At 50.0% G+C, this 26989-nt stretch carries 21 protein-coding genes; 11 read left to right on the forward strand and 10 right to left on the reverse strand.

Annotation, left to right across the window (positions count from 1 at the left end; translation table 11 throughout):
- Positions 1-509 precede the first annotated feature (509 nt).
- The 3 genes from ACGHM3_RS05790 (at position 510) to ACGHM3_RS05800 (ending at position 6588) form a co-directional block, all read left to right on the forward strand.
- Positions 510-2744, forward strand: coding sequence for an EAL domain-containing protein (locus tag ACGHM3_RS05790; RefSeq protein ID WP_345421374.1), 2235 nt, complete (start codon positions 510-512; stop codon positions 2742-2744).
- Between the two features lie 421 nt (positions 2745-3165).
- Positions 3166-5556, forward strand: a complete 2391-nt coding sequence (locus ACGHM3_RS05795; protein ID WP_345421371.1) for a methyl-accepting chemotaxis protein — start codon at positions 3166-3168, stop codon at positions 5554-5556.
- Between the two features lie 108 nt (positions 5557-5664).
- The gene (locus ACGHM3_RS05800) at positions 5665-6588 is read left to right on the forward strand and encodes an NAD(P)-dependent oxidoreductase (RefSeq protein WP_345421368.1); all 924 of its coding nucleotides are present in this window, start codon (positions 5665-5667) and stop codon (positions 6586-6588) included.
- 31 nt (positions 6589-6619) lie between these two features.
- On the opposite strand, the gene ACGHM3_RS05805 is transcribed toward ACGHM3_RS05800, so the two are convergent.
- Entirely contained in the window at positions 6620-7153 is a 534-nt protein-coding gene (locus ACGHM3_RS05805; RefSeq protein WP_345421365.1) for a DUF4124 domain-containing protein, read from the reverse strand.
- A 658-nt stretch (positions 7154-7811) separates the two neighbouring features.
- Between ACGHM3_RS05805 and ACGHM3_RS05810 the strand changes: the two genes are divergently transcribed.
- Entirely contained in the window at positions 7812-8690 is an 879-nt protein-coding gene (locus ACGHM3_RS05810; RefSeq protein ID WP_345421362.1) for an AraC family transcriptional regulator, read from the forward strand.
- 307 nt (positions 8691-8997) lie between these two features.
- Here ACGHM3_RS05810 and ACGHM3_RS05815 read toward each other — a convergent pair whose 3' ends face one another.
- Both ACGHM3_RS05815 and ACGHM3_RS05820 read right to left on the reverse strand, forming a co-directional pair.
- Positions 8998-9879, reverse strand: a complete 882-nt coding sequence (locus tag ACGHM3_RS05815; RefSeq protein WP_345421358.1) for a hypothetical protein — start codon at positions 9877-9879, stop codon at positions 8998-9000.
- An 883-nt stretch (positions 9880-10762) separates the two neighbouring features.
- Positions 10763-12475, reverse strand: a complete 1713-nt coding sequence (locus tag ACGHM3_RS05820) for a DUF4153 domain-containing protein (protein ID WP_345421355.1) — start codon at positions 12473-12475, stop codon at positions 10763-10765.
- Between the two features lie 600 nt (positions 12476-13075).
- Between ACGHM3_RS05820 and ACGHM3_RS05825 the strand changes: the two genes are divergently transcribed.
- The 4 genes from ACGHM3_RS05825 to ACGHM3_RS05840 all read left to right on the forward strand — a co-directional run bounded on the left by ACGHM3_RS05825 (position 13076) and on the right by ACGHM3_RS05840 (position 17092).
- Complete coding sequence (locus ACGHM3_RS05825; protein WP_345421352.1) at positions 13076-13849, forward strand: type IV toxin-antitoxin system AbiEi family antitoxin; 774 nt, start codon at positions 13076-13078, stop codon at positions 13847-13849.
- Between the two features lie 122 nt (positions 13850-13971).
- Entirely contained in the window at positions 13972-14739 is a 768-nt protein-coding gene (locus tag ACGHM3_RS05830; protein ID WP_345421349.1) for a nucleotidyl transferase AbiEii/AbiGii toxin family protein, read from the forward strand.
- 100 nt (positions 14740-14839) lie between these two features.
- Entirely contained in the window at positions 14840-16420 is a 1581-nt protein-coding gene (locus ACGHM3_RS05835; protein WP_345421346.1) for a peptide chain release factor 3, read from the forward strand.
- A 27-nt stretch (positions 16421-16447) separates the two neighbouring features.
- A complete protein-coding gene (locus tag ACGHM3_RS05840; RefSeq protein ID WP_345421343.1) occupies positions 16448-17092 on the forward strand; it encodes a 1-acyl-sn-glycerol-3-phosphate acyltransferase in 645 nt (214 codons plus the stop codon).
- A 135-nt stretch (positions 17093-17227) separates the two neighbouring features.
- Here ACGHM3_RS05840 and ACGHM3_RS05845 read toward each other — a convergent pair whose 3' ends face one another.
- The 3 genes from ACGHM3_RS05845 to ACGHM3_RS05855 form a co-directional block, all read right to left on the reverse strand.
- Entirely contained in the window at positions 17228-18418 is a 1191-nt protein-coding gene (locus ACGHM3_RS05845; protein ID WP_345421340.1) for a hypothetical protein, read from the reverse strand.
- Positions 18415-18948 carry a hypothetical protein gene (locus ACGHM3_RS05850; RefSeq protein WP_345421337.1) on the reverse strand — a complete coding sequence of 178 codons (534 nt, stop codon included), beginning with the start codon at positions 18946-18948 and terminating at the stop codon, positions 18415-18417. Before ACGHM3_RS05850 ends, ACGHM3_RS05845 begins: the two co-directional genes overlap by 4 nt.
- Before the next feature lie 890 nt (positions 18949-19838).
- Positions 19839-20627, reverse strand: a complete 789-nt coding sequence (locus ACGHM3_RS05855) for a methyltransferase domain-containing protein (protein WP_345421334.1) — start codon at positions 20625-20627, stop codon at positions 19839-19841.
- A 92-nt stretch (positions 20628-20719) separates the two neighbouring features.
- On the opposite strand from ACGHM3_RS05855, the gene ACGHM3_RS05860 reads away from it, so the two are divergent.
- Positions 20720-21499: a PEP-CTERM/exosortase system-associated acyltransferase gene (locus ACGHM3_RS05860; protein WP_345421331.1), complete on the forward strand. Its 780-nt coding sequence runs from the start codon at positions 20720-20722 to the stop codon at positions 21497-21499.
- A gap of 133 nt (positions 21500-21632) precedes the next feature.
- Here the strand turns inward: ACGHM3_RS05860 and ACGHM3_RS05865 are convergent, their stop codons facing one another.
- Positions 21633-21941 (reverse strand): DUF6482 family protein, encoded by a 309-nt coding sequence (locus tag ACGHM3_RS05865; protein ID WP_345421329.1) that lies wholly within the window; start codon positions 21939-21941, stop codon positions 21633-21635.
- Positions 21942-22115: 174 nt separating this feature from the next.
- Positions 22116-22880: a phosphoribosylformimino-5-aminoimidazole carboxamide ribotide isomerase gene (gene hisA, locus ACGHM3_RS05870; protein WP_345421326.1), complete on the reverse strand. Its 765-nt coding sequence runs from the start codon at positions 22878-22880 to the stop codon at positions 22116-22118.
- A 133-nt stretch (positions 22881-23013) separates the two neighbouring features.
- Between hisA and ACGHM3_RS05875 the strand changes: the two genes are divergently transcribed.
- Complete coding sequence (locus ACGHM3_RS05875) at positions 23014-23424, forward strand: TraR/DksA C4-type zinc finger protein (RefSeq protein ID WP_345421323.1); 411 nt, start codon at positions 23014-23016, stop codon at positions 23422-23424.
- 12 nt (positions 23425-23436) lie between these two features.
- Here ACGHM3_RS05875 and purK read toward each other — a convergent pair whose 3' ends face one another.
- Both purK and purE read right to left on the reverse strand, forming a co-directional pair.
- The gene (gene purK, locus ACGHM3_RS05880) at positions 23437-24504 is read right to left on the reverse strand and encodes a 5-(carboxyamino)imidazole ribonucleotide synthase (protein WP_345421320.1); all 1068 of its coding nucleotides are present in this window, start codon (positions 24502-24504) and stop codon (positions 23437-23439) included.
- Positions 24505-24544: 40 nt separating this feature from the next.
- Positions 24545-25030, reverse strand: a complete 486-nt coding sequence (gene purE / locus ACGHM3_RS05885; RefSeq protein WP_345421317.1) for a 5-(carboxyamino)imidazole ribonucleotide mutase — start codon at positions 25028-25030, stop codon at positions 24545-24547.
- Positions 25031-25341: 311 nt separating this feature from the next.
- On the opposite strand from purE, the gene pgm reads away from it, so the two are divergent.
- The gene (gene pgm / locus ACGHM3_RS05890; protein WP_345421314.1) at positions 25342-26988 is read left to right on the forward strand and encodes a phosphoglucomutase (alpha-D-glucose-1,6-bisphosphate-dependent); all 1647 of its coding nucleotides are present in this window, start codon (positions 25342-25344) and stop codon (positions 26986-26988) included.
- Position 26989: the final 1 nt, after the last annotated feature.

A 26989-nucleotide genomic window follows, 5' to 3' on the forward strand; every position in this document is an offset into this window, starting at 1 on the left:
AGAGGTATCAATTCGAGTAATTAGACGCCTTTAATGGTTGTTACTATGTCACTGACTTGTTTACTTTATGCATGTTAAGTAAATTTTTGTTTATTTGTTGTTGCTAATTGTTATACTCAAAGCACAGTCAAGCACTAAAAACGCCTAACATCAGTGCATAAGTGCAACCTATTAATGAGTTACCGTATAGTGAAGGTCAAATACGACGTATTTTGCCTGCTATTTAACCAGTTGGAACGAAAATCGCTTAGTTGTCTAAAGCAAAGTCTTTAGACGGAATATTGGCGGCCAGGGAGAGGCGTTACACCGCCCCCGCGCTGATTACAAAACTGTAAATAATTGTAAGTATGGTAGTAAGCAAGGTGGTTGGGGCAAGGCCCCAAGCAAGGTGGACCATCGTTATAGTCGATAAGACGATGGTGTGGTTAGAGTAAAGGTGTGCGGCGTTGTGGTAGTGACTGCGAACATATTGACTGTATATCGGCCAGCGTGCACTGATGGAGTAGGGAATGTCTAACCTGCTTGAGCAGGCAATAACGGCCTCCAGCACGCGGCTCGAACATTTAAGTTCTCGGCAATATTTTGCTGAACTGGTAAGCACGTTAAGCGAACTGGTTGCGGCGGATTACGCCGTTGTCTGTGAGCTATCCGATGACCAGCAAACGGGTCATACTTTATCTGTTTATGGCCGCGGCCGTTATCTCGACAGTTTCTCCTTCCCCCTGCACAATACCGCTAGCCTACAGACCATAATGAATGGCGCTTGTTGCCTACCTGATCGCGCTTGCGAGCGATTCCCAGACGACCAACTCCTACAGCGATTTTCTGGTAAAGCATTCCTGTCCATCGTATTAAAAGATCATGCTGGCCGCGCTATTGGCTTACTCAGCATTGTGTTCAGCACGGCGGTGGTGGACAGTGACTTACTTACCCATACCTTGCGGTTGTTTGCCTTGCGCGCCAGTGCAGAATTAGAGCGCTCCCGGCACGAGGGCAGTATCAATCAGCTGCTAACCACACTGCATGATCAAAACCACAGTTTGTTGGTCGCCAAACAGATCTACAGCCACACTTCCGATGGCATTATTGTTACCAACAGTGATAATCACATCATCTATGTAAATCAAAAGCTTGAGGGGATGTCGGGCTATAGCCGGGAAGAACTCATGGGCAAAAGCCCACAGGTGTTGTTCTACGGCGGCCAAACCGAGAACGTGCGTGAAAAAATGTGGCAGGCCCTAAAGCTCAATGGTGTATGGCAGGGTGAGCTGGTTAATCGGCGTAAAAACGGCGAATACTATTCCGTGTTTACCTCGGTGAGTGCGGTGCGAGACAACCAAAGTCGGGTGCAAAGCTACGTGTTTGTGCACAAAGACACCTCCCAAGAGCGCGCCGCGCAAAACCTTATTACCTATCAGGCCACCCATGATCAACTCACCGGCTTGCTGAACCGATATGAGTTCAATGGCCGCATCGATAATCTGTTAAAAGAGAACTCCGGCGTTACCACCCGCTGGGCGTTTTTCCTAATTGACCTCGATGATTTTAAAGAGATCAACGATTCAAGGGGGCATTTAGTCGGCGATCAGGTGTTAAGTGCGATTGCCGCACGACTCATGAACAGCGTAAGCCAGGGTAATCTATTGGCTCGCTTAGGTGGCGATGAATTTGGTGTATTTGCTCGGGTGGAGCGCAGTAAAGACTCTGCCGCGTTAGTGCAAAGCCTGCTCGATGTCTTCAAAACGCAGTTTATTTTAGTGGATGGCAGCCACTATACGCTGACCGCATCCATAGGTATTAGCTTTTATCCGGATGACGCCAAATACGCAGAAAAGCTCTATTCCGAAGCGGATCAAGCACTGTATTCCGCTAAGTTGGAAGGCAAAAACACCTACGCATTTTTCAATCGTTCGCTAAAAATAAAAGCGTTTCGCCAACAAACAGTGAAGCAGCGCTTGCACAAGGCTATTGTGTCGCGTCACATTGAAGTCCACTTCCAGCCCATTATTCATTTGCAAAGTGGCGTGGTGTCCCATTGTGAAGCCTTGGCGCGTTGGACGGATGAAGAATTGGGTGAGGTATCACCGGAAGAGTTTATCCCTGTGGCTGAGAACTACGGCTTGATGCCAGAGCTTGGCTACTGTGTGGCAGAAAAAGCCATTAAAACCATGGCCCAGCTGAATGCGCGAACGGCCGCTCCTATTGGCGTTGCGATTAACCGCTCGCCGCAGGAGTTTGTTAACCGCGATGTTGAGCCGCTGGTTAACATTGCCAAAACCTATAACTTTCCTGCGGAGCTGGTGAACATTGAACTCACCGAAAGCTTAATGGTTAAAAAGCCAGAAAAAGCCCGTGTGCAATTGCGGCAATTGCAATCCCATGGGTTTGGCATCGCCATGGATGACTTTGGTACGGGTTATTCATCACTCGCTTATTTACGTAAATTCCCTTTCCATGTTCTTAAAATCGACCGAGAATTTATCGCCGATATCTGCGAGCGTGGTGAGGACTACAATCTGGTCAAAACCATTATCGAAATGGCCAGAAACTTTAAACTGCACACCGTGGCCGAAGGCGTCGAGACCAAAGAGCAGATGTTATTGTTGCGCTCCATGGGCTGCGATTACGGCCAGGGCTTCTATTTTAGCCGTCCTTTAAGAGCCGATGCGCTGGTGGACTATGTTATGAGCTCCGCGCTACCTCAGCCCATAGCCCACACTATTAATCGCAATAAATTAATTTAGGCCGTTTAACTTTGCGTTCTAACCCCGTTTCCGTGGTTCATCCTACTCGCAGATGCGTTCGAGGCGCGTTCTCAGAGTATCAATGAAGCCCCAGCCTACCTATGCAGCGACAATGCATGGCGTATTACCCAGAAATCCCAACACATTGGCTTTATTAGCCTAAACTTAAACAAACCCGTTTCAACAGGCCTAGCGGCACTCGAATCAGTGCGCCGCGTTGAGGCATTAGAGTCTGTCGCGTCAATAAACTTTAGTGGACACTAAAGGAAACCTAATGGCGGCCGAAATCCTTTTAACAGCGGCTACTATTTGTTGAATGGTGGCTTAGGAGGTAAGCCTGCTCAGTTCTTTGTCGGTGGGGTGCCGGCGAGGGACGGGCGGCAACTGTTTTGGAAAGCAGTAGTAGGTGTGGGAGCCGGAAATGACCTTTACAATTAAAGCCAAATTGGTGATTTTATGCATATTTTTGGTATCAGTAACGTGTTTAACTATCAGTGTCGGTATCAGTAGCTCCGCCATCAGTAAAGCGGGGCATTCGCTCAATGAGTCAGCAGAAAAGCGCTTAATTGCAGTGCGCAACGCAACCAGTGCGCGTATTGAGGATTACTTTAAAACCATTGAAGATCAGATCGTTACTTACTCTAGCGATTTAATGGTTGTAGAGGCTTTAAGTGCCTTTACGCCGGCGTTTGTACAGGCGACTGAAAACGCCAGTGAAGCCGAAATTAGCGCAAAGCGGAGCGCGCTCTTGCCTTATTATCGCGATGAATATGACGCCAAATTCCGTCGCTTAAACGATAATCGCTCGTCCAGTCCGGGTTATTTGGCTGAAGCAATCCACAGCCCCGCTGTGTTGATGCAACACACTTACATCACGCAAAACCCCGCCGGCTTGGGTGAGAAAGACTCCCTTAGTGCAGCCAACACTGGCACGATTTACGATTACCATCACGACCGCTACCATCCGGTTATTCGCCAATTTTTACAAACCTTCGGCTACTACGATATCTTTTTGGTGGACGCCAATTCTGGCAGTGTTGTTTATTCGGTTTTTAAAGAGCTGGACTACGCAACCTCGTTAAAAACCGGCCCCTATGCCGATTCTGGCCTCGGCCAGGCGTTTAAGATGGCGCTCACCGCCAACCAAGCCGATCAGACGTTTATTACCGATTTTGCACCCTACGTTCCGTCCTATAATTCTCCGGCGTCGTTTATCTCTTCGCCAATCATGGTAGAAGGCAAAATCACCGGGGTGTTGATTTTTCAAATGCCTATTGATCGTATCAACAATATCATGACTCACAACCATCAGTGGCAGGCCAATGGTCTAGGGCAGTCTGGCGAAACCTATCTTGTTGGCGCAGATGGGTACATGCGCAGTGACGGTCGTTTTCTATTGGAAGACAAACCCGGTTTTTTGCAGCTGATGTCCAGTTTAGAAATGCCCGCTGAAAACATAAAACAAATGGCCGACAAAGACACGACCATCGGATTGCTGCGCGTCAGCACTGAGGGCACACAGCAAGCCTTAGCCGGCACCGAGGGTTACGATATATTCACCGATTACCGCGGTGTTTCTGTTCTGTCTGCCTTTAAGCCGTTGAACATCAATGGTCTTAATTGGGTGCTGATGAGTGAAATTGATGAGTCCGAGGCGTTCAGTAATATTCAAAAGTTGCAGGCCAATATTATTTCGCGCAGCATGATCATCACCTGCCTGGCGATTTTCTGCGGTGGCATTTTGGCCTGGGCCATTGCTAGCGTGTTAACTCGGCCAATCCGAGAAATGACCAAACTGGTTGCGGAGCTGGCCAGTGGTGAAGGCGATTTAACCCAGCGTATACCGTTAAAAGGTAATAACGAGCTATCGGCTCTGGGGCATGAATTTAATACCTTTATTGGCAACTTAGATAAAACCTTTTCGGATTTGCTGTCTTCCATTGTGCGTTTGGTTCCTATCTCGGAAGACCAAAAAGAGGTGATCAGTAACCTCGCCAGCTCCGTTGAAGAGCAGCGAGCGCACACCGGCGATATCAATTCCTCACTACAGGAAACCCATCACTCATCAGAGCAGGTGGCTGTGCAACTAGCGGAAATACATCAGGCGACTACGACAGGTAACGAGGTGGTGGATACCAGCCGTGAGGTGGTAAGCAACGCTGCTGTGGCTATCGACTTGTTGTCCGTCAACATGGAGCAGTCGGTTGCCGATATTCAAGCCCTGCGAGCGGACTCGGAGCGCATCGTTTCGGTGGTGGATGTCATTAATGGCATTGCCGAACAGACCAATTTGCTGGCGTTAAACGCGGCCATCGAAGCCGCCCGCGCCGGCGAAGCTGGCCGCGGGTTTGCTGTGGTAGCGGATGAAGTACGTACCCTAGCGTTTAAAACGCGGCAGTCCACCGAGGAGGTTTCCGACATGGTGGCGGCCATTCAAAAAGGTACGAAAACCGTGGTGGATTCCATGGAACAAGGACGGGCTAACGCCGTTAACAGCTCTGGCAAAATGCAAAATGCCACGCAACAGCTGGGCTCTATCACCAGCGCCATGCAAAACGTTTCTGATCGGGTGCAAGGAATCTCAGAGGCTATTGCTAACCAGGGTAAGAATTTTGAGCGTGTTAACCAGGAGTATGAATTGTTAAATAACTGCTTTAGTCGGTCTATTTTAATACAGGAAGACGCCGAAGTAGTCTGCACCGACATCACCAAGCTGGGGGACAAGCTTTCAGACATGGTGCGTCAGTTTAAGGTGTCAGAGCAAACCATCTCCACCCAGCGTCGGGAGAAAATGCGCCGCCAGGGTGAGTAGGCCGTCATTGGGCGCACCCGGTTAGGATCGACAGTTTACAGTCGCCAAGAGCTGCTTTTACACTGAGGCTAACCCAAGCCCGAATGTGCAGCCTTGCCGGAGTAATTTATGAAAGCCGTCATCCTCGATGCCGCGACCCTGGGGCAGGATATTGATCTTGCTCCGATACAAACCCTGGTATCCGATCTTATTGTGCACAGCACCACCACCGCAAGCCAGGTGGACGAGCATTTAGGCGATGCCCAGTTAGTGCTCAGTAACAAAGTCGTCCTTGGCGCAAGCCAATTACAGGGCCGCAAGGCGGTATTTGTATTGGCCACCGGTACTAACAACGTGGATCAGCAAGCAGCCCTGGCCTTGTCTATTCCGGTGTATAACGTTGAAAACTACGGCGCAGACTATGTAGCGCAGCATACCTGGATGCTGATTCTGTCACTGGCGGGGCGTTATCCGCAGTACCAAGCTGCCGTGGCACAGGGGCAGTGGCAAGCCAACCCTTATTTTTGCTTAAACACCTACACCACCACGCAACTGCACGGCAAGCATCTGGTATTGCAGGGCAGTGGTCATATTGGGCGGCGGGTGGCTTCTATTGCTGAGTCGTTTGGGATGCGGGTTAGTGTGGCGGCAAGGCCTGGTGACTCTACCGATAGCCGGCCACCGTTACAGCAACTGCTACCCGAAGCAGACGTTTTGAGCTTTCACTGCCCGCTAACCAGCCACACGCGGCATTTACTAAATAGCGACACCTTGGCGCAAGTAAAACCAGGGTGTTTGGTAGTTAATTGTGCTCGTGGTGGTGTAATAGATGAAGGTGCCTGCCTAACGGCGTTGCGCGCCGGCGACATTTCGGGGCTGGCAACGGATGTTTTGCCTACGGAGCCCCCCGTGGCTGGCCACCCGCTATTGGATGCCCTGGCAGAGCCGTTAAACTTAGTGATAACGCCACACAACGCGTGGATTAGCCCCGAAGCCAGGCACAATATCGTCCGGCTTACTGCGCTTAATATGCAGCGCTTTCTCGCCGGTTAATCTTGCCGGTTAAATTAGCACCATCAGGTGCTTAGTGCCCGTACTGGTGCTTGCGGCTGCATTCGGTCAGCCGGTTGACGTTACTGGTAACGCATTGGTAAAAAAGCTGTGCCGGACCTGAGGCGCTGTCGCATTCCTGTATCGACATGGCTTTTTTAATTTTTGCCAGTGCATCCGCGGATTGGCGATAGGTTGCATCGTTAATGTATCCGCTGTGAAAATTCTTTTGGTTGATGGCCAGTTTGCCGTCGATGTGATCATTGGCCGAGTAAATGGTTTTTTTGCAGTCCATCTTTTTTCGGCTCGCGGCTAGCGACTCGATGGTATGGGTTTTTCTAACATTGCCCGAACTGTGCGATTTGGGCGTGGCCTGTCTTGTTTGTTTTTGTTCAACACCTGCCCTGTGTGGCTTTTTTAAATCCATCTTGCTGGAGTCAGCATGAGCAGGCCGGGTGGTGCCAAAGTGAGTTACTCCATTTTCATCTACCCATTTGTAGATTTGCCCAGCGTTGGCGTGAGTAAAACACGTTATAAAAAAAGCCATTATCCAAATTATTTTATTCATGTAGATGATCTTTTTGGCCGGTTTTATCAGTGTTTATGCGATTAAGTAGGTGCTAAATTAATGCCGGTTTGCGCCCGCGTTACTCCTTCATTGCACCTGTGTAGCATTGAGTTTAGCACTCCCAATAGCAGTGCTAGTGGTCGCCAGGGATTAATGTGATGAATTTTTTGTCCGGGGTGACAAACGTTATCTGAGCCGCGGTAAACGGTTTTTCTTATAATAAAACGATTTTATCGACTGCATTTCTATGCGTTACTGATCTGCTGTTAAACACTTGCAGTTTGTTTGTCTATTTGCAGCTGTCTTCTTAGCAAGATTTGGTAAATCCTGTACACCTAATAAGTGCTTTGGTGTAAGCTGAAGGCCGTTGATTTTTTATTTGGGTTTATCAGATTTAATAGCGTAGGTTGTTTATTAGTCCTAATAAATGAGACCTAATAGAATAGTTCTAGTTATTGATCGACTAAGCAATGCCTGCACTGTTCAAATTCAGAGATAAATCTTATTTGTCTGGCACATGGGCGTGCCTGAGGAGCTCACGATGAGTGCAATCTCCGCAGTTCCATTGTTGGTGCAGTTTCAGCAGTAATGATTGAACAGCCCAACTCTGAACTTGCATAAGCAATAAAATATATAAAAAAGTCTTAAAGTGGTGAGTATGGAACAAATTACCGGTGAACAAAAAATCGAGGCCGAAAGCCAAGTTGGTTTAGGTCAGGTACGGGTGGTCAGTAAATTTTGGGACAAGCCTGTAGATATTCTCGGGCATCCAAAAAATTATCACCTAGAAATGTCGTTGTTGCCTCGGCCGGAGATGGCGCAAGCCTGCTTTGTGGACCACTGGAGTCCAAAACGGTTTGAGCCATTTGGCGATCTGTTTCTACTGCCGGCTGAGCATCGCATCCGTGCGCAGAGCAATTGTCGGCACCAAAACAGCATTGTCTTTACTTTTTCCCAAGAAGCTGTCGCACCCTGGTTCGATCATAACCTACGGTGGACAGACTCTCGTTTGCAAGGCGCACTGGATATCGCCAGTGGAAAAATACGCAGCCTTTTGTTTCAAATTGGCGAAGAGCTGCGCAGCCCTCGCTTCGCCAGTGGCAACATGGTTGAATTGTTGTCCAGCCAAGTGATCATAGAATTATCCCGTTATCTTCACTCGGTGGATGAAGAAAAGTCTCGTGGCGGGTTGTCTGAGCTGCGATTGCGCAGAATCGATGAGCGGTTATCCGAGCGCGATATTCCGCCGTCGTTGGCTGAGCTGGCAGATTTGTGCAATCTCTCAGTGCGCCAGCTTACTCGCGCCTTTCGGGTTAGCCGTGGGCGCTCCATCGGCAAGTACATTGCCGAGTACCGACTGGACAGGGCTAAGCGCTTACTGGCTTCTGGTATGAGCGTTAAATGCGTGGCTTACACCGTGGGTTTCTCTGCGCCGTCTAATTTCACTGCCGCGTTTTTAAGAGAGACCGGCGAAACCCCCAGGGATTATCGGTTGCGGCTTAAAGGCAGTCAGCCAGTTAAGTCCGGTTTGCATTAATAGAGCGCATTGAGAGTGAAAACGCGGGCACCCTAGGCTGAAGCCTCACCGCTGGTAGGGCGTCAGGTGTGGTACGTCAGGGGTGGTACATCAGGGGTGGTACATCAGGGGTGGTACATAGCGGTCTCGGCCTTATTTGGCGGCGCCCAACTTTCTCTGGTTGTTTTGTGGTCAGTCTGTGGCCTGGTTCTAGCGCTAGCCTATTTCTCCAGGCACGAAAAAGCCCTCACTTGCATTCAAGGAGAGCTTTTCAGTTTAAGAGACTTTTCTCTCTCATAGGTAGGTGCCTGGGGCTAGCCTTAGGTACCTAGGCTAAGGCACTCTCGGCTAGTTCGGCATCCGCGCCCCACGCATGGTTGGTGAGATAGCGCTCTTGGTGGCGGGAGTCAAAGGCCGTGGCCAATGTAGACTCCACTGTATGGATTGCCTGGCCACTGGTTAACCCAGCTTCGATCAGCATGCGGCTGCAAGCCAGTGCGCTGCGGCCTTGGCCGTTGTGGCAATGAAACACCACAGAACTGCCACAGGCTAATTGCCGGTGAAGTAGTGGTGCCACTTGGCGCCATTTGGATTCAAAGGCCATATCCGGTGCGTGGCCGTCGCGGATTGGCAGATGTAGCCAGATCATATTCTTGCTCTGCACCGATTGCGCGAAATCGGGCACCCCAAGCATGGTGAACTCGTGTGGCTCCACTAAGGAAACAATAGTGGCGCAGCCCCAGCATTGAAGTGCTTCGAGCTCTTGGTTCAGTGGTTCGTTGCCAGTGAGGCCAGGGCACGCCATAAATCCAATCTCGCCGGGGCCTTTGGGGTACTGTAGCGTGTTAACCCTTGGCGGGGCGTTGCGGCGGGCAGGGTAGGCAGTAATGCTTTGGCTTGTGGTGCTGTGTGCCAATCGCCGGGCTTGCTTGGCGCGCAGTTGGGCCAGCGGGCTCCAGGTGCGGTGGTCTTCGTTGTACCACGACCAGAATTGCCAAGCGTCGCCCGAGGTGTGCCGGGCTTCGGCGCCCATGGCGACATCGATATCGGCGTAGCGACGACCGTCGATTTCCACCGACCCATCACCCTGCAGAAAGGCGTTTAACTGGTCGTCTCCCAGGCCCGCCTTTAGCGGTAAAGGCGCATTTAAACCAGCGTGTTGAAAAAGACTAACGACAGCGGATGACTCAAATTTGTTTCTGTTTTCCATGGACGGTTGCAGGCCCCTGAACAATTGATGAGCTGATTATATGTTGTTTTTAAACTATTAGAGTGACGTAGAGCGTGTTTTTACGCCTCTTTACATCCTCAGTTAGTGAATGTTCAGATAACGTATGATGCGTACCATTGTGATCTGACAACAAGGTTTTGATTCGGTTCTCTGCAATAAGCAGAAAACGGGAAGAAAAGGCCAGCCGAAAAACTTGCCCTGTGTATGGCGCTCCCCAGGTATGGGGGAAGGCCTGCAGGTAACTCAAAGATGGCTCGTCTGGGCGGTGATTTCTATGGCGCACAGCTTTGAATTCGTCCGCAAAATAGCATGCCATAGTCACCATGGCCATAGTCATCATGGCCTTACTAACGTTGTAAAATCCAATAATATCATCGGGTTATGGTGTGTCTGAGGTTGTGGTTTTGGCAATCGAAATGTCAATTTGCCATGCTCAGAGAGCAGGGTGTTTGACGCTTTGGAGCGCTCGCTGGTTAAGTGCATGGTCTGCTTGACCTCGCGCTATCACCGCTGGTGGAACCCGTGCGGGCTTCCCTGCCGATAGAGTCGGCACTTGGTGGGCCCTAGTTAAGAAGGTCTTTGTTCAAAACGTTAGGGGTTACCTTGGGTCACGAAGAGCAACAACCGAGATATCTGAAATCTGTCGTTCATAGAAATGAACATGGCAACATCATCAAAATCGCGGTGGAGAAAACCGATAATCCCCGCTTCCGCACACCTGCCTATGATAACCTCGTAAAAGACGGAATTCCCCCTTGGCTAAGGGTGGGGCCTGACTAAAAACTGAGTAGGGATGTTGCTCTGTAGCTTATTTTTTATCTGCACGCTTTTTAATCAAAGAGTTGTTTGTTTGAACAGCGATTCACTCCTGCGTCCAAACTTCAAACCGTGTCTCGCCAATCACAATATCGTTCCATTCAGAGGGTTGTGTGGCTACCTCGCCATCTTCAAGTGTTTGGTAAAACGCATCGGCGTTGTCTTTTCTGTTCCACAGGGTTTGCAGGTGCAGTGCCCGCCAGTTTGAGTCTTCTTCAACAAAGAGGGTGATTGTCGTCCAGTCATCCCGCCGTTGTATCCAGAGGTATTCCAAGCGGCCGTCCTGGTTGGCATCCACCGCGCGTAAGTAATTTTTTTGCGTTTTTTGCAAGTTCCAACGATTTTTAGACTCTTTTTTATAAAGCGTGGTAAGTAGTGGCTCTGGCGGGTTTTGTGTCAAAAACTCTATGCCGGCCATGAATTCTTCTCTGGTTGAACTGGGTTGTTTATGATCGGCGTAAAGCGCATTGATTCGTACCGTTAGGTTGGGGTGCGTATCCGCGTATTTTTCTTTTAAGGATTGCAGGGCTTCATAGCCCTGTCTCGCCAGGTGGCGGCGAAAATAGTAAATATCGAAGTCATCTACGGCGACTGTATTGTCGGCAAGGCGTTGCAGTTGATCGGCTGTGGTCATTTTGCGGAAATCCACCAGCGGGGAATTCACCAGCAACATTACGCCCAACACCACCAGGCCAATGGCCACATTGACCTTACTAAGTTGATGGACCCAGTGGTCTCGATTTTTTGCGATCCCCCACCAATAACCCAGCGGAAACAGGGCCAATAGGAACCAAATCAAAAACGCCCAATAGCGGCTAAGGCTCCAACCGTATTGCTCTACCCGTAGGCTCAGGCCGTAAAAACTGATGGCGCTATAAATGGGTAAAGCGGCAACACCCAGGTAGACAAAGCGATGCAGCCATTTGGAGTAGGGCCAATTGTCGGGTTCGTCTTGATAAACGGCGTTAACAAAAAACAGCATTAAGGCCTGCATGCACAATATCAGGCTACTGCCACCACTTTCCCATAATGGAGTGAGGCCTGTGAAGGGCAGTGCGGTTAGAAACAGCAGTGACACCAATACCAGAACAACGAGTAAAAATTTCATCAAGGCCTGTTGCAGGCGAGTGATGGTGTCGATAACGCGTGTTTGGCTGCGAAAGATGATGACCCCAAAGCCATTGGCCAGGGCCAGTGCCGGATAGTAAAACCAGTGTTGTTCAAACAAGTTGTGAAAGAAGTTGATTCCGATGGCTTTAAACAGCGCTCCCCAAAGCAGCAGTATTAACCAAAAACAGCCAGCGAAAAGCAGCGCAAGGCAGAGCGTTAGAAAGTTACGCCAGGACCAAAGAAACAGGGCGCTGTAACTAACACGTTCCCCCAGGGCGCATTGTTGGCTGTACATCAGTGCTTTAAATGTGGCAATGGCCATGGTGAGTACAAAACTCAACAGCACCGCATCAAAACGAATATGCTCTATGGGGGTGGCTTGGTAGCCGGTATAGTACCCGAGCAAACCGCAAAGTAGAGCAAAGGGTAGCGTGAATTTGACGATGGCTTTGGTATTGTAGGGGGTAAGCCCGAGCAGCAGCATGGTGGGCCAAATAAAGGCTAAGCTGTAGAGCGCGAATAGCCACTGTGGTTGCTGGTGGGGCCAGTAGTGCAGCTCAATGGCCTGGTGCAAATAGAGCAGGCATAGGCCCTGCACCAACGATATCAGTACCATCAGTTTGCTGGGCAGCTCCTGGGGCTTATCCATAAGAGTAATTCCTTTTAATCTTGGCCAAGTATTTCGCTGGGCTCAGGCGCATTGGTTGCTTCGGGCTTTGAGGCATTTTAGTCTTTTGGGTTCAAAGTTTTTGAGCCTCTTGTGGCCGACTCCTCATCTAACCAAGCCCCCATCTAACAGAGCCCTAATGGTTCAGTTCTCATCGGCTGAAAATACTGACTGAAAATAACCCCATGCGCTGTCTTGGCATTTATATTTTTTGCTGCTAAACAGAAATGTTTTGTGCTCAAAGGTAGTGCAGCACTTAACCTCTAAACTAAATTTGATCTTTCAAAAGGTCAGCAAGTAACAGCGCGAAGTCCACATATTTTGGAATCATTATTCGGATGCGGCAGGGGATTAACGGCTCTATGACCATAATCGCTCATTCTTCGCGTATCTTGTCTCGTAATCTCGCCAAAGCTAGCCTCAAAAGTGCCATTGATCTCTACAGACTCAATGGTGACCAATAAGGCAGCAACCCCGCTCATAGTTTAAAATATCCTTTTTTTAGGTACTTAAAGTACCAAAAAAAGACAAAATATAAACCTTTTGATTGATTGAGTTTAAAAAATTGGTTAAATTGGTACTATGAGTACCGAAAATGAGTCAAAATTAAACCATCTGCTCAGCACTCAGCCTTTGGGCGTCGTGCTCTCTTCGGCATGGCTAGCTGATCAGGGTTACAGCCTTGATTTGCAGAAACGCTACAAGCGAAGCCAGTGGTTTGATTCTATCGGTACAGGGGCGTTGATACGCCATAGCGATCAGGTGGACTATCTGGGCGGCATCTATGCCTTACAAAGCCAATTAGGTCTATCTGTGCATCCAGCCGGTAAAACAGCGCTATCCATGCAGGGCAAGGCGCATTATTTGGAACTGGCGACTAAATCAGTCCAGCTCTTTGGCGGCAAGGATGACAGTCTGCCCCTTTGGTTCAAAAAGCGGGATTGGGGTGTCAGTGTGGATTGTAAACTGACATCGTTTCTACCGCCGGAACTTGGCTTGGTAGAAATGCAGCATAAGGGCTTTAAGGTAAGAGTATCCAGCCCCGCCAGAGCGGTTATGGAGTGTCTTTACCTAGCACCTAAGTCGCAGCCGCTTTTGGAAGTGTTTGAGTTGATGGAAGGGCTAAACAATCTGCGGCCAGCCAGCGTTCAAAAATTGCTGGAAGGTTGTACTTCTGTGAAGGTAAAACGCCTATTTATATACTTGGCGGATAAGGCAGGCCATGAATGGCTTAGCTATATCAACCTCGATAAGGTTGATCTGGGTTCAGGTAAGCGATCAATCGTGAATGACGGTGTATATGTTTCGAAGTATCAAATAACTGTCCCCAAGGAGCTGGAAGCTGTTCATGAATGAAGCCTATAAAAGCAGGCCAGGTTTCTTTTGAATGTGCTGCCTGAAGTCGCCAAGTAAGAGACCTTTGCCATGAATGGCGGTACGGCGTCAATCTCTTTTAACGTGATATGCCAAGGCTGTCAGTGGACATCGACTTAACCTATGTCGAGATCGCTGAGCGGAATGAAACGCTCCAAGGCATTAATGCAGCTTTGTTAAGGATTAAAAAGCGTATAGAAGCGCTGCGTCCTTCGATTCGGGTTCAACACAAAGATAAGGTTTGTAAGTTACAGCTTGATGAGCGCGGTGTACTCATCAAGATTGAAGTGAATATGGTAGGGCGGGGCTTGCTAGGCGAGCCGAGTAAAGCGCCTCTTTGCGAAGCTGCTCAAGAGCTGTTCGATGCCTTTTGCGCCATGCCGCTGGTGCCGTTGGCGCAGCTATATGGCGGCAAGTTATGGGCTGCTTTAGATAGGCAGCACCCAAGAGATTTATTTGATGTAAAGCTCTTGTTTGAAAACGAGGGGTTAACGGACGAGATCAAGCAAGGATTTATTCTAGGCCTGGTGAGCAGTAATCGCCCGACCCATGAAATGCTTGATCCACACTTACTTGATCAGCGCACAGCTTTTGAAAATCAGTTTGAAGGCATGACGACGATAGAGTTTAGTTACGATGATTATGAGGCCACACGGCTTCAGCTTATCGAAGCGGTAAAGGCCAGCTTGAGCGAAGAAGATAAGGCTTTTCTATTGAGCCTAAATCGCCTCACGCCAGATTGGTTGATCTACGACTTTCAGGATTTTCCATCGGTGAAGTGGAAGCTTCTGAACTTGGAGAAATTCAAGAACGATAATCCAGAGGCTTATCAGCAACAACTGAGTGAGCTGGAATGTATTCTGGAGCAGTAATTTATAGCGCGGTTGTTTATTGGTAATATAGCGCGCTTTTCCGTCCCGAAAGGGCAATGTAACGAACAAATGCAGATTTAGGCGTAAATAAGGTTCAGGTATGGCTGATAGCAATTTTCTTAACGAAATCAACAACAGGCGCACGTTTGCTATCATCTCGCACCCGGATGCGGGTAAAACCACCATCACCGAAAAGCTGTTGTTGTTCGGTAACGCCATTCAAACAGCCGGTTCGGTGAAGGGAAAACGTGGCCCCCATGCTAAGTCTGACTGGATGACCATGGAGCAGGAGCGCGGTATCTCGGTAACCTCTTCGGTGATGCAGTTTCCCTACAAAGATCGCACCGTAAACCTATTGGATACCCCCGGGCACGAGGATTTCTCGGAAGATACCTACCGCACACTGACTGCGGTGGATTCTGTGCTTATGGTGATTGACGGTGCCAAAGGCGTGGAAGACCGCACCATCAAGCTGATGGAGGTCTGCCGGTTGCGTGACACGCCCATATTATCGTTCATTAATAAAATGGACCGTGATATTCGTGACCCGATTGAGGTTATGGATGAAATCGAAGATGTACTCAAAATCTCAGCCGCGCCGATCAATTGGCCGCTGGGTATGGGTAAAGAATTTAAAGGCGTGTACAACCTGTACACTGATACCGTGCACGTATTTCAGTCGGGCATGGGCCATACCATCAACGACGATTTGCAAATCAAAGGTTTGGACAGCCCAGAATTTGATCAGTTAATGGGCTCGTATGCCGATGACGCGCGCGAAGAAATTGAATTGGTGCGTGGTGCCACTAACGAGTTCGACCTAGAAGCCTACTTGGCGGGCCAGCTGACGCCGGTGTTTTTTGGTACTGCCCTAGGTAATTTTGGTGTGCGCGAAATGCTCGATGGTTTTGTGGAGTGGGCGCCGGCGCCATTGGGTCGCGCAACCCACGATCGAGAAGTGGCGCCCACCGAGACTGATTTCAGTGGCTTTGTGTTTAAAATCCAAGCCAATATGGACCCAAAGCACCGCGATCGCATTGCGTTTATGCGGGTGTGCTCCGGCGCCTACAAGCAGGGCATGAAGATGCGGCATGTGCGTATTGGCAAAGACATCAAAATTGCCGATGCCGTGACCTTTTTGGCGGGCGACCGCAGTTCGGTAGATGAGGCTGTCTCCGGCGATATTATTGGCTTACACAACCACGGTACCATCCAAATTGGCGACACTTTCACCCAGGGTGAGCCGCTAAAGTTCACCGGTATTCCGCACTTTGCCCCAGAACTGTTCCGCCGTATCCGCTTAAAAGACCCACTGAAAACCAAAGCGCTGCAAAAAGGCCTGCAGCAGCTGTCGGAAGAGGGCAGCACCCAGGTGTTTTTCCCGGTCAATAACAACGACATCGTCGTGGGCGCCGTGGGGGTTCTGCAATTTGAAGTGGTGGCCTATCGCTTAAAAGACGAATACAAAGTTGAGGCTATTTACGAGCCGGTAAACGTACAAACCGCGCGCTGGATTGAAGGTGACAACAAGGCCATTGAAGAAATCAAGCGCAAAGCCAGTGATAACATCGCCATTGATGGTGGCGGCCATTTAACCTACTTGGCGCCGACCCGGGTTAATTTGAATTTGGCCGAAGAGCGTCACCCAGATATTCAGTTCCGCTCCACGCGGGAACACTAGGTACCGAGCAGTAGTTGGAGGTTGGCCATGACACAGCCCGGATCTGACAACAATAGCAAGCCCTACCAAAAACCGCTGCCCAGGCCGGTGGAAGAATTGACCTTGCCACTGGCCATGCCGCGCATGGGCAATCGATTTAGCCGCTGGTTAGGGCGCAAATTAATGGCGCTCAGTGGCTGGCAGGTGGCTGGAGAAATACCCAACCAGCGGCACTTGGTGATTGCCGCCGCCCCCCATACCTCCAACTGGGATTTCATCCATGCCATGTGTTTGGTATTGGCAGTTGGGGTTAAATTTTCCTATTTAATGAAGCAAGAGGCGTTTTTTTGGCCGTTTAAAGGTTTGTTTATAGCCCTGGGAGGGATCCCGGTAGATCGCACCCGTGGCGATGAAATTATGAGCCAAATGCAGGAGTGGTTTAATCACAACCCCAATTGTTGGGTAGCCATGACTCCTGAGGGCACTCGCGGTGAAGTGTCACGCTTTAAAACCGGTTTTCTGCGCATCGCCCAGGCGGTGGATGCTCCCATCATGTTGGTTGCTTTTAGTTACCCTAACAAAACTTTTTACTTCGCCGAACCCCCACCGTTAAGCGGCGATATCGACACCGACGCCGACGTCATTAAGGCGTTTTTTGATGAACATTTTGGAGGTTCTAAACCTCGCAGGTAAATAAAATGCGGGCGTGGTGATTGGGGGAAGCGGCGGCTATTTCTGAGCTGGCAGGGAGGGAAGCCGACAAATTAGAGCGTGTGTCTGGACGTGCAAGGGTGATACGGCAGGGGGCCGTATCACCAAAGCTATCGATTAAAAGCGAACCGAAGCTGTAACTGCGAACAAACGCCAATCTTTTTCCATGGCGGCGGGGTTGGGGTTTTCTAATAAAGAAAGCCAACCAGTGCCTTTTATGTCGTGAACTTCAGCGCTAATCAAAAGGTGCTGATTTATGTCCCAACGTAGGCCTAGTGTCCAATCCTTCGCGTAACGGGTGTACCCAGGGTAGGGGTAGAAAGGGTTGCTAGCGAATTCCTCGCCTTTTTTGTCATCGTTATCCCACACTAAGCTGTCGTATCTGAGCTGAACGGTAAGTGAGTTTGATATCCGATATGCGGCTTGTAAAAAGTAGCTGGTGCCCGCGAGCTTCCAGTCGGGTAACACTTCTAAGTTGGTAAGTTCAGTTTTTCTCCGGGCCCATTCGGTAGTCAGTTCCCATTTCTCTGTATTGTACTGCGCAGACAAAATGATAGGTTGGAATGAGAGGTCACCGTCGCGAATAATTGGGTCATTCTTAGGTTGATACTCTAAATTTAGATCCGCGGCCGTAAGCGCTAAACGAATTTTTCCAAAATCATGCTCGTAGAGTACTCTACCTAGCCAACTCGTGGTTCCTTCCAGAGAGCCGGGGCGAGACGTTCCAAAAAGTGCCGGTTCTAAATCGGGGTCTCTGGTTCTCGGCTCAGCTATAGATAGCTGGAAGGAGAGGTCGTTTTGTTCACTAAATTTATCATAAAATATAAACACGCCGTCGGACGATAACGCGAGGTTCCGGTTTACATCGAAATAAATGGATTGTGGTAGTAGCGTACCAGGTCGTGTTGCGGCTACGTCTCTTGATTCATTGTAAAAGCCGAGAGGATTAACAACGCGACCCACGCGAATTCCTGTGTTGCTGGAGCTGGTGGTTAGCAATTGGTATTCTAAAAAACCGTAATCTAGGCGGATGCTGCCGTCATCCGTATTACCCGCGTCGCGTGCTACAGCTTGAACTGCTAGCTTTAGCTTCTTGGTGGGCGCCCACAATGTGTTAATGCCCAATTCAAAAAAATCGAAGCTCCCGTCGCTGCTTTCGCCAAAAAAGTTATTCTCAGAGGAATAAAGGTAGCTTTGTGTGGCAAAACCGTGGAAATCAATTTCCTTCAGAGCATCCTGCGCGGAAACTGCACCAGCGCTACCTGCTAGAAGGATCGTGGATAGGTGAAGCTGCCAGTGGTGTTTCATCGTTCTAACTCCACTACTTTTGCACTATCACGATAGTGATGTTTGGTTACATAGCCAATTGAGTTAGGGGTGTTGCTAACTTTCTCGATCATTTCTTCTTCTGTACTAACTACATTGGGAAGTTGGCCGGTACCGGAGTAGGCGCGCCTGTCCCATATACGACGTAAGTTATGTGGAAAGGTATGCAGGATTGACTTGGTGAAAGAGGAATGGGTCGGGTGGTCGTCCGGTAATACAAATACTTCAAGGCGGTCTTCTTTGCCCCAACGACGCAGGCGCATGGCAAAGATCGATCTTAGGTTGTGAACAGCAATCGACTCTTCTTGAGTCATTAGATTGGTTATCACAACGATTGACTCTTTTCTCTGGCCAGAATTTTCTTTGCTCTCATCAATATGAGACGAGCTTTCTTCAACAGCGCCGGAGAAAGAGGTATTCAATAATAAGGTGAGTGCAAAACCTATCAACGCGTACTTCTTGGAAAAAGCGATGCGCTGAGTGTTGTTGATTGATTTGTCTTGCTTGTACACCGCTAACATCCGTTGCCTGTCGTGTTTATTACAGGATCAAGTGCCCCTAGCTGATGGCTACTTGGGCTTTGAAGTCTCAACACTATAGGCGCATGGCTACTATCGTGCATTGATTTAAGATCCTGTCCAATGGATGAGGGTTAGTTAATCTGTCACTGTGCCTATGGGTAAAGCTGAAGTAAAGTAGATGATAACAGTATGTACCGCAGATCCCCAACAAGCCAAGAGCCAGAGCGTGTCAACTTTTCGATTGGTCGGAAAGTGATCGCTTAAGTGCCGTCTACTTGGCTAAGTCCTCAGTGGCGCAAATATCTTCCCTCGCATAGCTCTTCGGCATCTTTCTTAATATCTTTACGAAATTAAACCAAGCTGAGCAAGTGCAAGCGCTAGAAATACAATAACCTATCGTCAATATTTCTAGCTGATTGAGGCGCCAATCAGAACCTTCGTTAATTCATAGATCACTAGTGAACAGGTTTCAACCGAGGATATGAATATTTCTTTTGAATGGCGCGATATTCATCATTTGTTGCGGCTGAATTGCCTTTTGATAAGAGTTTTAAATTTAACGCCGCCTAGGTGTCACCGAAACTATGATATGAATTGAGGCGGAGGCTTCCGATTTATCGTATAAAAGCGAGCAGACGCATTCATTGCTTATCAGTGGTGCCTGTAAGCGTTGGTGGTACTAATTCGGGGCATCCATATCTTGAATAGGTGATTTGCATTTCTGGCGAGCAAGATTGGCCATTGAGTATTAAGCCTTAAAAACTAGGGCAAAGTACATTTAAGCGTCAGAGTATAAGAAAGATAGGTGAGAAGGCGTCTGCTGCTGGATCAATAAAAGTAATGCGACGAGGACTATTTAGACCTAGCCTCGCCGCCAACCATTACTCAGGAACGGATGCAGTGGCCATGGTTAAGCACAGTGTCGCTTGAAATTTGCCCGCCGCAGAGTGGGCTGCGATTTGGTCATGCCAGTGTGATATTTCGTCTGGCGTCGCTATGTTGTTCGCTAGGGCGGACTGTTCAATCTGCTCCGTTTGGATAATCAAACGCCAGACATTTGGGTCGTCGATGCTGAATGCATGTACTGAAACCTCGATGTTTTCTAGACCAAACGCCTTTAATTGGCCTGCCAAATTACGTCCAGAAAAGCCATTGGGTAACATATCGTTTACTAGATGGTGGCTCAATTTGCGTTCCAGAGCGTCATTGCCAGTAGCGCTAGAAAGCGTCGCCCAATCGCTATCAATGATCACCATTTTACCGCCTGGCTTAGTAACGCGACACATCTCCTCTATCGCTTTCTCTGGATTATCCAAGTGCATTAATAGACGTTCGCTTCTAGTGGCGCAAAAAGAATTGGCTTCAAAAGGAAGTTCATAAGCATTGGCTTGCTGATAATTTAATTTGTCGGTTAGGCCAAGTTTTGCCGCTGTTTGCGAAGCGGCAAGAATCATCCGCTCGTCGAAATCCACGCCGGTAACGTGATGTTGGGCTGGCGCTATTTTTGCAATGTTGGTGGCATCAATGCCGGGGCCGCATCCTACATCCAAAATTTTACTGTTTGATTGCAGTTCTAGGGCTTTGTAGCTGGCGGCTTTAATTGGGCCAAGAATATCGCCGGCTTTCATTAAATAGGATTCGTCTACTTGCTGCTGATCAATCGTTGCCATGTGTTACCTGAAATAAAAGTATTTGCGTTATGAATTTAACTGACGTTAACATACAGTCGTACGTCACGTATTCTTAGGGCTCCCCAAGAACAATGCAAATTAAAAAATACTTTGCAGAAAACTTCTCTATTTGCGAAGCCATCACCACCTCACAGATTGATGAAACCTACCGCGTGCGCCACGCAGTGTATTGCGATGAATTCGAATATTTGTCTAAACACACTGATGGCAAGGAAAGTGACGAATATGACAGTCAGTCCTTCCACTGCTTAGTTAGGGATCTATCGTCCAAATCTCACATTGGCTGTATGCGATTAATTCAGGGTAGCGCCGATTCAAATAACGGCACCCTGCCAGTATTCAGGCAGTGCGCCGAAGCCTTTGATAAGCGCTTATTTAACGTTAACGATTACGAGCCGGGCCAGCTGGGCGAGGTTTCCAGGTTAGCGGTTATTAATTCCCACCGTATGCGCAACGCCGATCGCCGCAAACCCAGCGCGCCTGAACCATCCCAATCTGAGCAAAGAGCCAAGAAAAACAGACGCCAACATTCCGTCGTACCGCTCAGTTTATTCCTGGGCGGCATGGTTCTTTTTAAAAAGATGGAGGCTGAAATCGTGGTGGCCATGATGGAGCCAAGCCTTGGCCGGATGTTGAGAATGTCTGGGATTATGTTTGAGCCAGTGGGTCAAATCGTGGATTATCACGGCCCAAGAGCGCCATTTATACTGCGTAAAGAGTTGATGTTTAGGGAGCTCTCCGATGACATGATGGAGCTGTTCGAACACGTCGACCGCGAAATGAAAGCATCCGCCGCTGCGGAGCAAGATCAAAATATAGGTTTCGAAAAACTGCTGAGAGCCGTTCGGTAGGCGCTTTCAAGCCGACGCAGACCGCTGGTGCAGACGAATGCGCTGGCAGACAAATGAGATGCGAAATTATATCTTGTTAAACCATTAACTAGGCCACGTGAGCTTCTTTCTAGGCTTATGTGTCATTGCTGTGTTACTCATCTACCCAAGGTATGGGTAACAACATATCATCCGGCGAGCTTTCACTTAAACCGATCATTTCCCCATAGGCCGTGTTCTGGTGTAAATAGGCTTTAGCGGGTTTGTAATCCAATTTCCTGCAATACTCTTTGATCGCCTGCGTGCTGCGAAAGGTTTTACTGACGCCAGCACTGTCGGCCAGTATATAGGTCTGTTCTGCCAGGGTGACTTCCGCGCGATAGATACCACAGCTCAAACTGCGGATGACCAAAGCGTCAGGTGTTCCAAATTGCAAAACCTTGTCTAGCGATAGTTTGTGCATCACCGACTCCACTTTTTAGGTTGTCGTAAACTTGGCGTGGCCATAATAGTGGCCGCAGTGGTAGGTTCTACGTAACGCAACGGAGGTGGGATTACTGTTAGGAGGGTGGTTTCCATTCTGAGGCGGCTTCCCTGCCGTTGCGCAATCTCAAATCGCCAATATTACAACTCGGCATCATTGACCATTGGCTTGGTTCCAGGCAATACATTGCGCCAGGGTCACGTGGCTACCGCCAAAGATATCCAAGGCGCTGCCTATGGTGAGGTCCACCCTGCCATTGGAGAGCGTTTTCACTTTTTCTAAATCGTCTAGCCCGGTTGCGCCGCCTGCGTAGGTAGCGGCTATGGGGCTGTGTTTTCCCAATAGGCTGACCAACGCTTCGTCGATGCCCTGTTGCAAGCCTTCAACATCCGCGGCGTGCACTAAAAATTCGCTGCATTGGCTAGCAAGCTGCTCTAAAAGTGCCGGAGTTATGGCGGTGCCGGTAACGGTTTGCCAGCGGTCGGTGGCGATATTCCAGCCTTGGTCGGTGCGGCGGCAACTGAGATCCAGCACCAAGTGTTCGGCGCCTACAAGCTTGACCATTTGGTTGAGTTTTTCCAAGGAAAACACACCGCCGGAAAATAAAAAAGAAGTAACAATTACGTGGCTGGCGCCTGCATCTAGATAGCTTTTGGCGTTTTCTAAGTTAATGCCACCACCGTATTGCAAACCTTTGGGCCAGGAGTTGAGAGCGAGCTTTGCCTGCTCTTCATTGCCAGGGCCAAGCCCGATGACGTGGCCGCCCTGCAGCCCATGTTGCCGATACAGGTTGGCGAAATAGTCCGCGCCTTGCGCACTGACAAAGTTGGTGGTGGCGCCCGCATCAGTAAGGCTGCCGCCAACGATCTGTTTTACTTTGCCCGCGTGTAAATCAATGCAAGGGCGAAATTGTGTCATGGCCAGCTCCTTAACCATAAAATTGTGTGCGCGCGGGATTATAACCCGCAAATTTCTAGGTTTAGTCACAGAAATGCCAAAAAGGGAAATTATGCTACGCCAAGCATAATTGGCAGCACAACAAGGAAGCCCTATGTTAACTGAGCAACAACTACTGGCCATGTCGGATGACGACTACATGAACGACAGCCAGCGACAGTTTTTTCGCGCTCTTTTGCAGCGTGAACAGTATGAGGTAGAGACGCTATTGGCATCGGCCCGCGAGTCTATGCACAGCCACCAGCGCGAGGCTGACGAGCTCGACCAAGCATTGCTGGAAGAAGATCACCGCCATCGATTGCGCATGGCCGACCGGCAAACCAAGCTGCTGCGTAAAATCAATAAAACCATTGCGCGGTTGGATCAGGGCGATTACGGCTACTGCAAAATTACCGGCGAGCCCATTGGTATTCAGCGCTTACTGCTGCGGCCAACGGCGGATATGTGTGCGGAGGAAAAGGCGCGGCAAGAGGTGCGCGAGCACCACTTTGCCAAGGTGCGGTAAAAGCCCAGCGCTCTATTTAAGATGGCCTACAGCCCACTGAATGGGCTGTTGATAGTCTTCGCCAAACAGGGGTGCCAGTTGTTGCAGGCTGCTGATGAGCGAGCCTGTGTCGGCGCAACACAAGTTAATATGCCCAACCTTACGCCCTGGGCGCACGGATTTGCCGTACCAATACACCTCGGCTCCGGGTACAGCCAGCCAGCGTTGGTCCCACTCACAGCCAATAAGGTTGATCATAACACTGCTGGCTTTCACCCAGGCTTGGGTGAGGGGCAGGCCAGCAACCGCCCGCATGTGGTATTCAAACTGGTTGATGGTGGCCCCGGCCTGGGTCCAGTGGCCAGTATTGTGCACACGTGGCGCCAGCTCATTGATTAGGATTTCGTCGCCACGGCGGAACAATTCCATTCCCATGACGCCCACGTAATCCAGCTCGTTTAATAAACTGGTCAGCATTTGCTCGGCTTGACGCTGCCATTGCTGCAACCGAGCCACCGGCGCAACGGTGGCACGCAAAATACCATCGGTGTTTAGGTTCAGCGTCAGCGGGTAGAAAAATACCTTGCCATCACGATCCCGGGCGCCCACCAGTGACAGTTCTTCATCAAATGCAATGGCTTGCTCGGCAATGGCATGGTCGCCCCAGTCTTCTGGGATTTGGCTGGGCGCACTGGTGCGCAGCCAATGTTGGCCGCGGCCATCGTAGCCGCCGCTGCGGCGCTTCAATAGCACGTTTTCACCCAGTTGTTGGTGCAAATCCGCGGCCGTGGTATTGCCTTCAACAGCGCGCCAGGGCGCGGTGCCTAAACCCAGTTGGTCGATCAAAGATTTTTGTGTCTTGCGATCGGCCAGGGTGGGGAACACCGACAAATTAACGAAATTGGGGTGGTTGGCCAGCTGTTGGGTAATGGGGGTTTCTGGCCACTGTTCGCGTTCAGCGGTGACCAGGTCGCCCGGCGCTAGATCGATGGCGGCTGTGCTATCTATGTCCACCGGAATCACCGTCAGATTCAACGGGTTGGCAGCCTGCTTTAGCATGGCGCCCAGTTGACCGTTACCCAATACCCAAATGCGCGCCATATTCGCTCCGATGATTAACTGACTTAAGCTTAAAAAGGATTTACCGAGGGTCTGGGTTATCCAGAACAGTTTGCGATTGCTGTTGGCGGAACTGGTCAATACGCTGGGCCAAGGCTGGGTCTTGGTTGGCCAGGATTTGAGCTGCCATTAAGCCTGCATTGAAGGCGCCAGCGCCGCCAATGGCCAGGGTGCCCACGGCCACGCCGCGTGGCATTTGCACGATAGAAAGCAGGCTGTCTTGGCCATTGAGTGCCTTGCTTTGTACCGGGACGCCCAGTACGGGCAGGCGGGTCTTGGCGGCGATCATGCCTGGCAAGTGGGCCGCACCACCGGCACCGGCGATGATGACTTGCAAGCCGTTATCGGCAGCGTTGGCGGCAAAATCGAACATTTTGTCGGGGGTGCGATGGGCAGAAACTACCTCTACGTGGTGCTCTACACCCAATCGATCCAAAATGTCGCTGGCTTCTTTCATGGTAGGCCAGTCGCTGGACGATCCCATAACAATAGCTATCTTGGCGCTCAACACAGTTCTCCTGGTAGTCTCGCCTTGCTGGGTAAGTCCGGCTGGGCAAGTGTTACTGCTTTTATACAGTGGGCAGTAGGCTTCTGGCCATGGCAATCTGCGCCCTGGCGGTAAATTTGAGGGGGCGCATTATATAGAGGACAGTGGTTAAACAAAACCCAAAGTTGGTCGTTTACTTAGGTAAGTGTGGTGTATCCCTGCAATTATCGGCCTTAAACCCCGTCAGCCGCCGCAGGCTGGGAATTGTCAGCCCAACATGGTGTAATCGGGGCACCTACGCAATTCACTTGGCCAATTACAGGAAGGATTCCATGGCATTACACCCCCAGGCCGGTAAGGCTGCACAGCGTGAAAACCTCGTCAATGTTCCACAATTGGTAAGCGCATACTACTGTTTCCAGCCCGATATCCAGGCCAAACCCGAGCAAGCCGTTGCTTTCGGTACCTCTGGCCACCGCGGTTCAGCACAGAACACCACGTTTAATGAAAATCACATCCTAGCGATCACCCAGGCAATCGCGGAATACCGTGCCCAGGCCGGTATCACTGGCCCCGTTTACATCGGCAAAGATACCCACGCATTGAGTGAGCCGGCGTTTATTTCCGTGCTAGAGGTACTCGCTGGTAATGGTATTACCTGCCGCGTACAAACCGGAGATGGATATACCCCCACCCCGGTTATTTCCCACGCCATTCTTACTCACAACGCCGGCGACGTGGCACTGCAGGCCGATGGCATCGTGATTACACCGTCGCACAACCCGCCCACCGATGGTGGCATCAAGTACAACCCGCCCATGGGTGGCCCCGCCGATAAAGACATCACCGATGCAGTGGCCAAGCGCGCTAACCAACTGTTAGAAGCAGAATTGGTTGGTGTAAGCCGGATGACTGTAGCCGATGCCGAGGCGGAAGGCTTGGTAGAGCACTTTGACTACGTGAATCACTATGTCAGCCAGTTAGATCGAGTTGTTGATATGGCAGCCATTGCCAAGGCTAAGGTGCGCATTGGTGTCGACCCAATGGGTGGGTCAGGTATTGACTACTGGGCACCCATTGCCGAGCGATACGGTTTGGACATCACTTTGGTTAACGACAGCGTAGACCCCAGTTTTGCGTTTATGCCATTGGATAAAGACGGCAAAATCCGCATGGATTGCTCGTCTCCCTACGCCATGGCTAACCTGTTAAAACTGCAAGACGACTTTGATATTTCTGTGGGTAACGATCCCGACTACGACCGCCACGGTATTGTTTGCAAGGGCACCGGGTTAATGAACCCTAACGCCTATTTGGCCGTCGCGATTAATTATTTAATTGATCACCGACCGGATTGGCCCCAGAGCCTGGCCCTGGGGAAGACCCTGGTATCCAGCGCCATGATCGACCGAGTGGTGGCAGGTAAAGGTCGCGAGCTGTGCGAGGTTCCGGTGGGCTTTAAATGGTACGTGGATGGCTTGTTCAATGGCCGGCTGGCCTTCGGTGGTGAAGAGAGCGCCGGGGCCTCTTTTTTACGCCGGGATGGTTCTGTATGGAGTACCGATAAAGACGGGATTATCCTGGCCTTGTTGGCGGCTGAAATACTGGCCGTTACCGGCAAAGACCCTGCCAGCCATTACGCCGAACTCACCGAGAAATACGGCGCGCCCACCTATCGCCGAATCGATGTGCCGGCAAGCCTAGAGCAGAAAGCGCGCTTGTCGTCGCTCAGCGAGTCTGATGTAGAAGGCGATACCTTGGCCGGTGACGACATCACCCGCATTTTAACCAAAGCACCGGGTAACGACGCCGCCATCGGTGGCTTAAAGGTTGAGACTGCCAACGGTTGGTTTGCTGCGCGCCCATCCGGCACTGAAAATATTTACAAAATTTATTTGGAGTCGTTTGTCGGCGATGAGCACTTGAGCCAATTAGAGGCCGATGCTAAAGCGCTGGTAGATAAAGTGCTGCAAGGCTAAG

The sequence above is a fragment of the Halioxenophilus aromaticivorans genome, from assembly GCF_042850945.1.
Taxonomy (GTDB): domain Bacteria; phylum Pseudomonadota; class Gammaproteobacteria; order Pseudomonadales; family Cellvibrionaceae; genus Halioxenophilus; species Halioxenophilus aromaticivorans.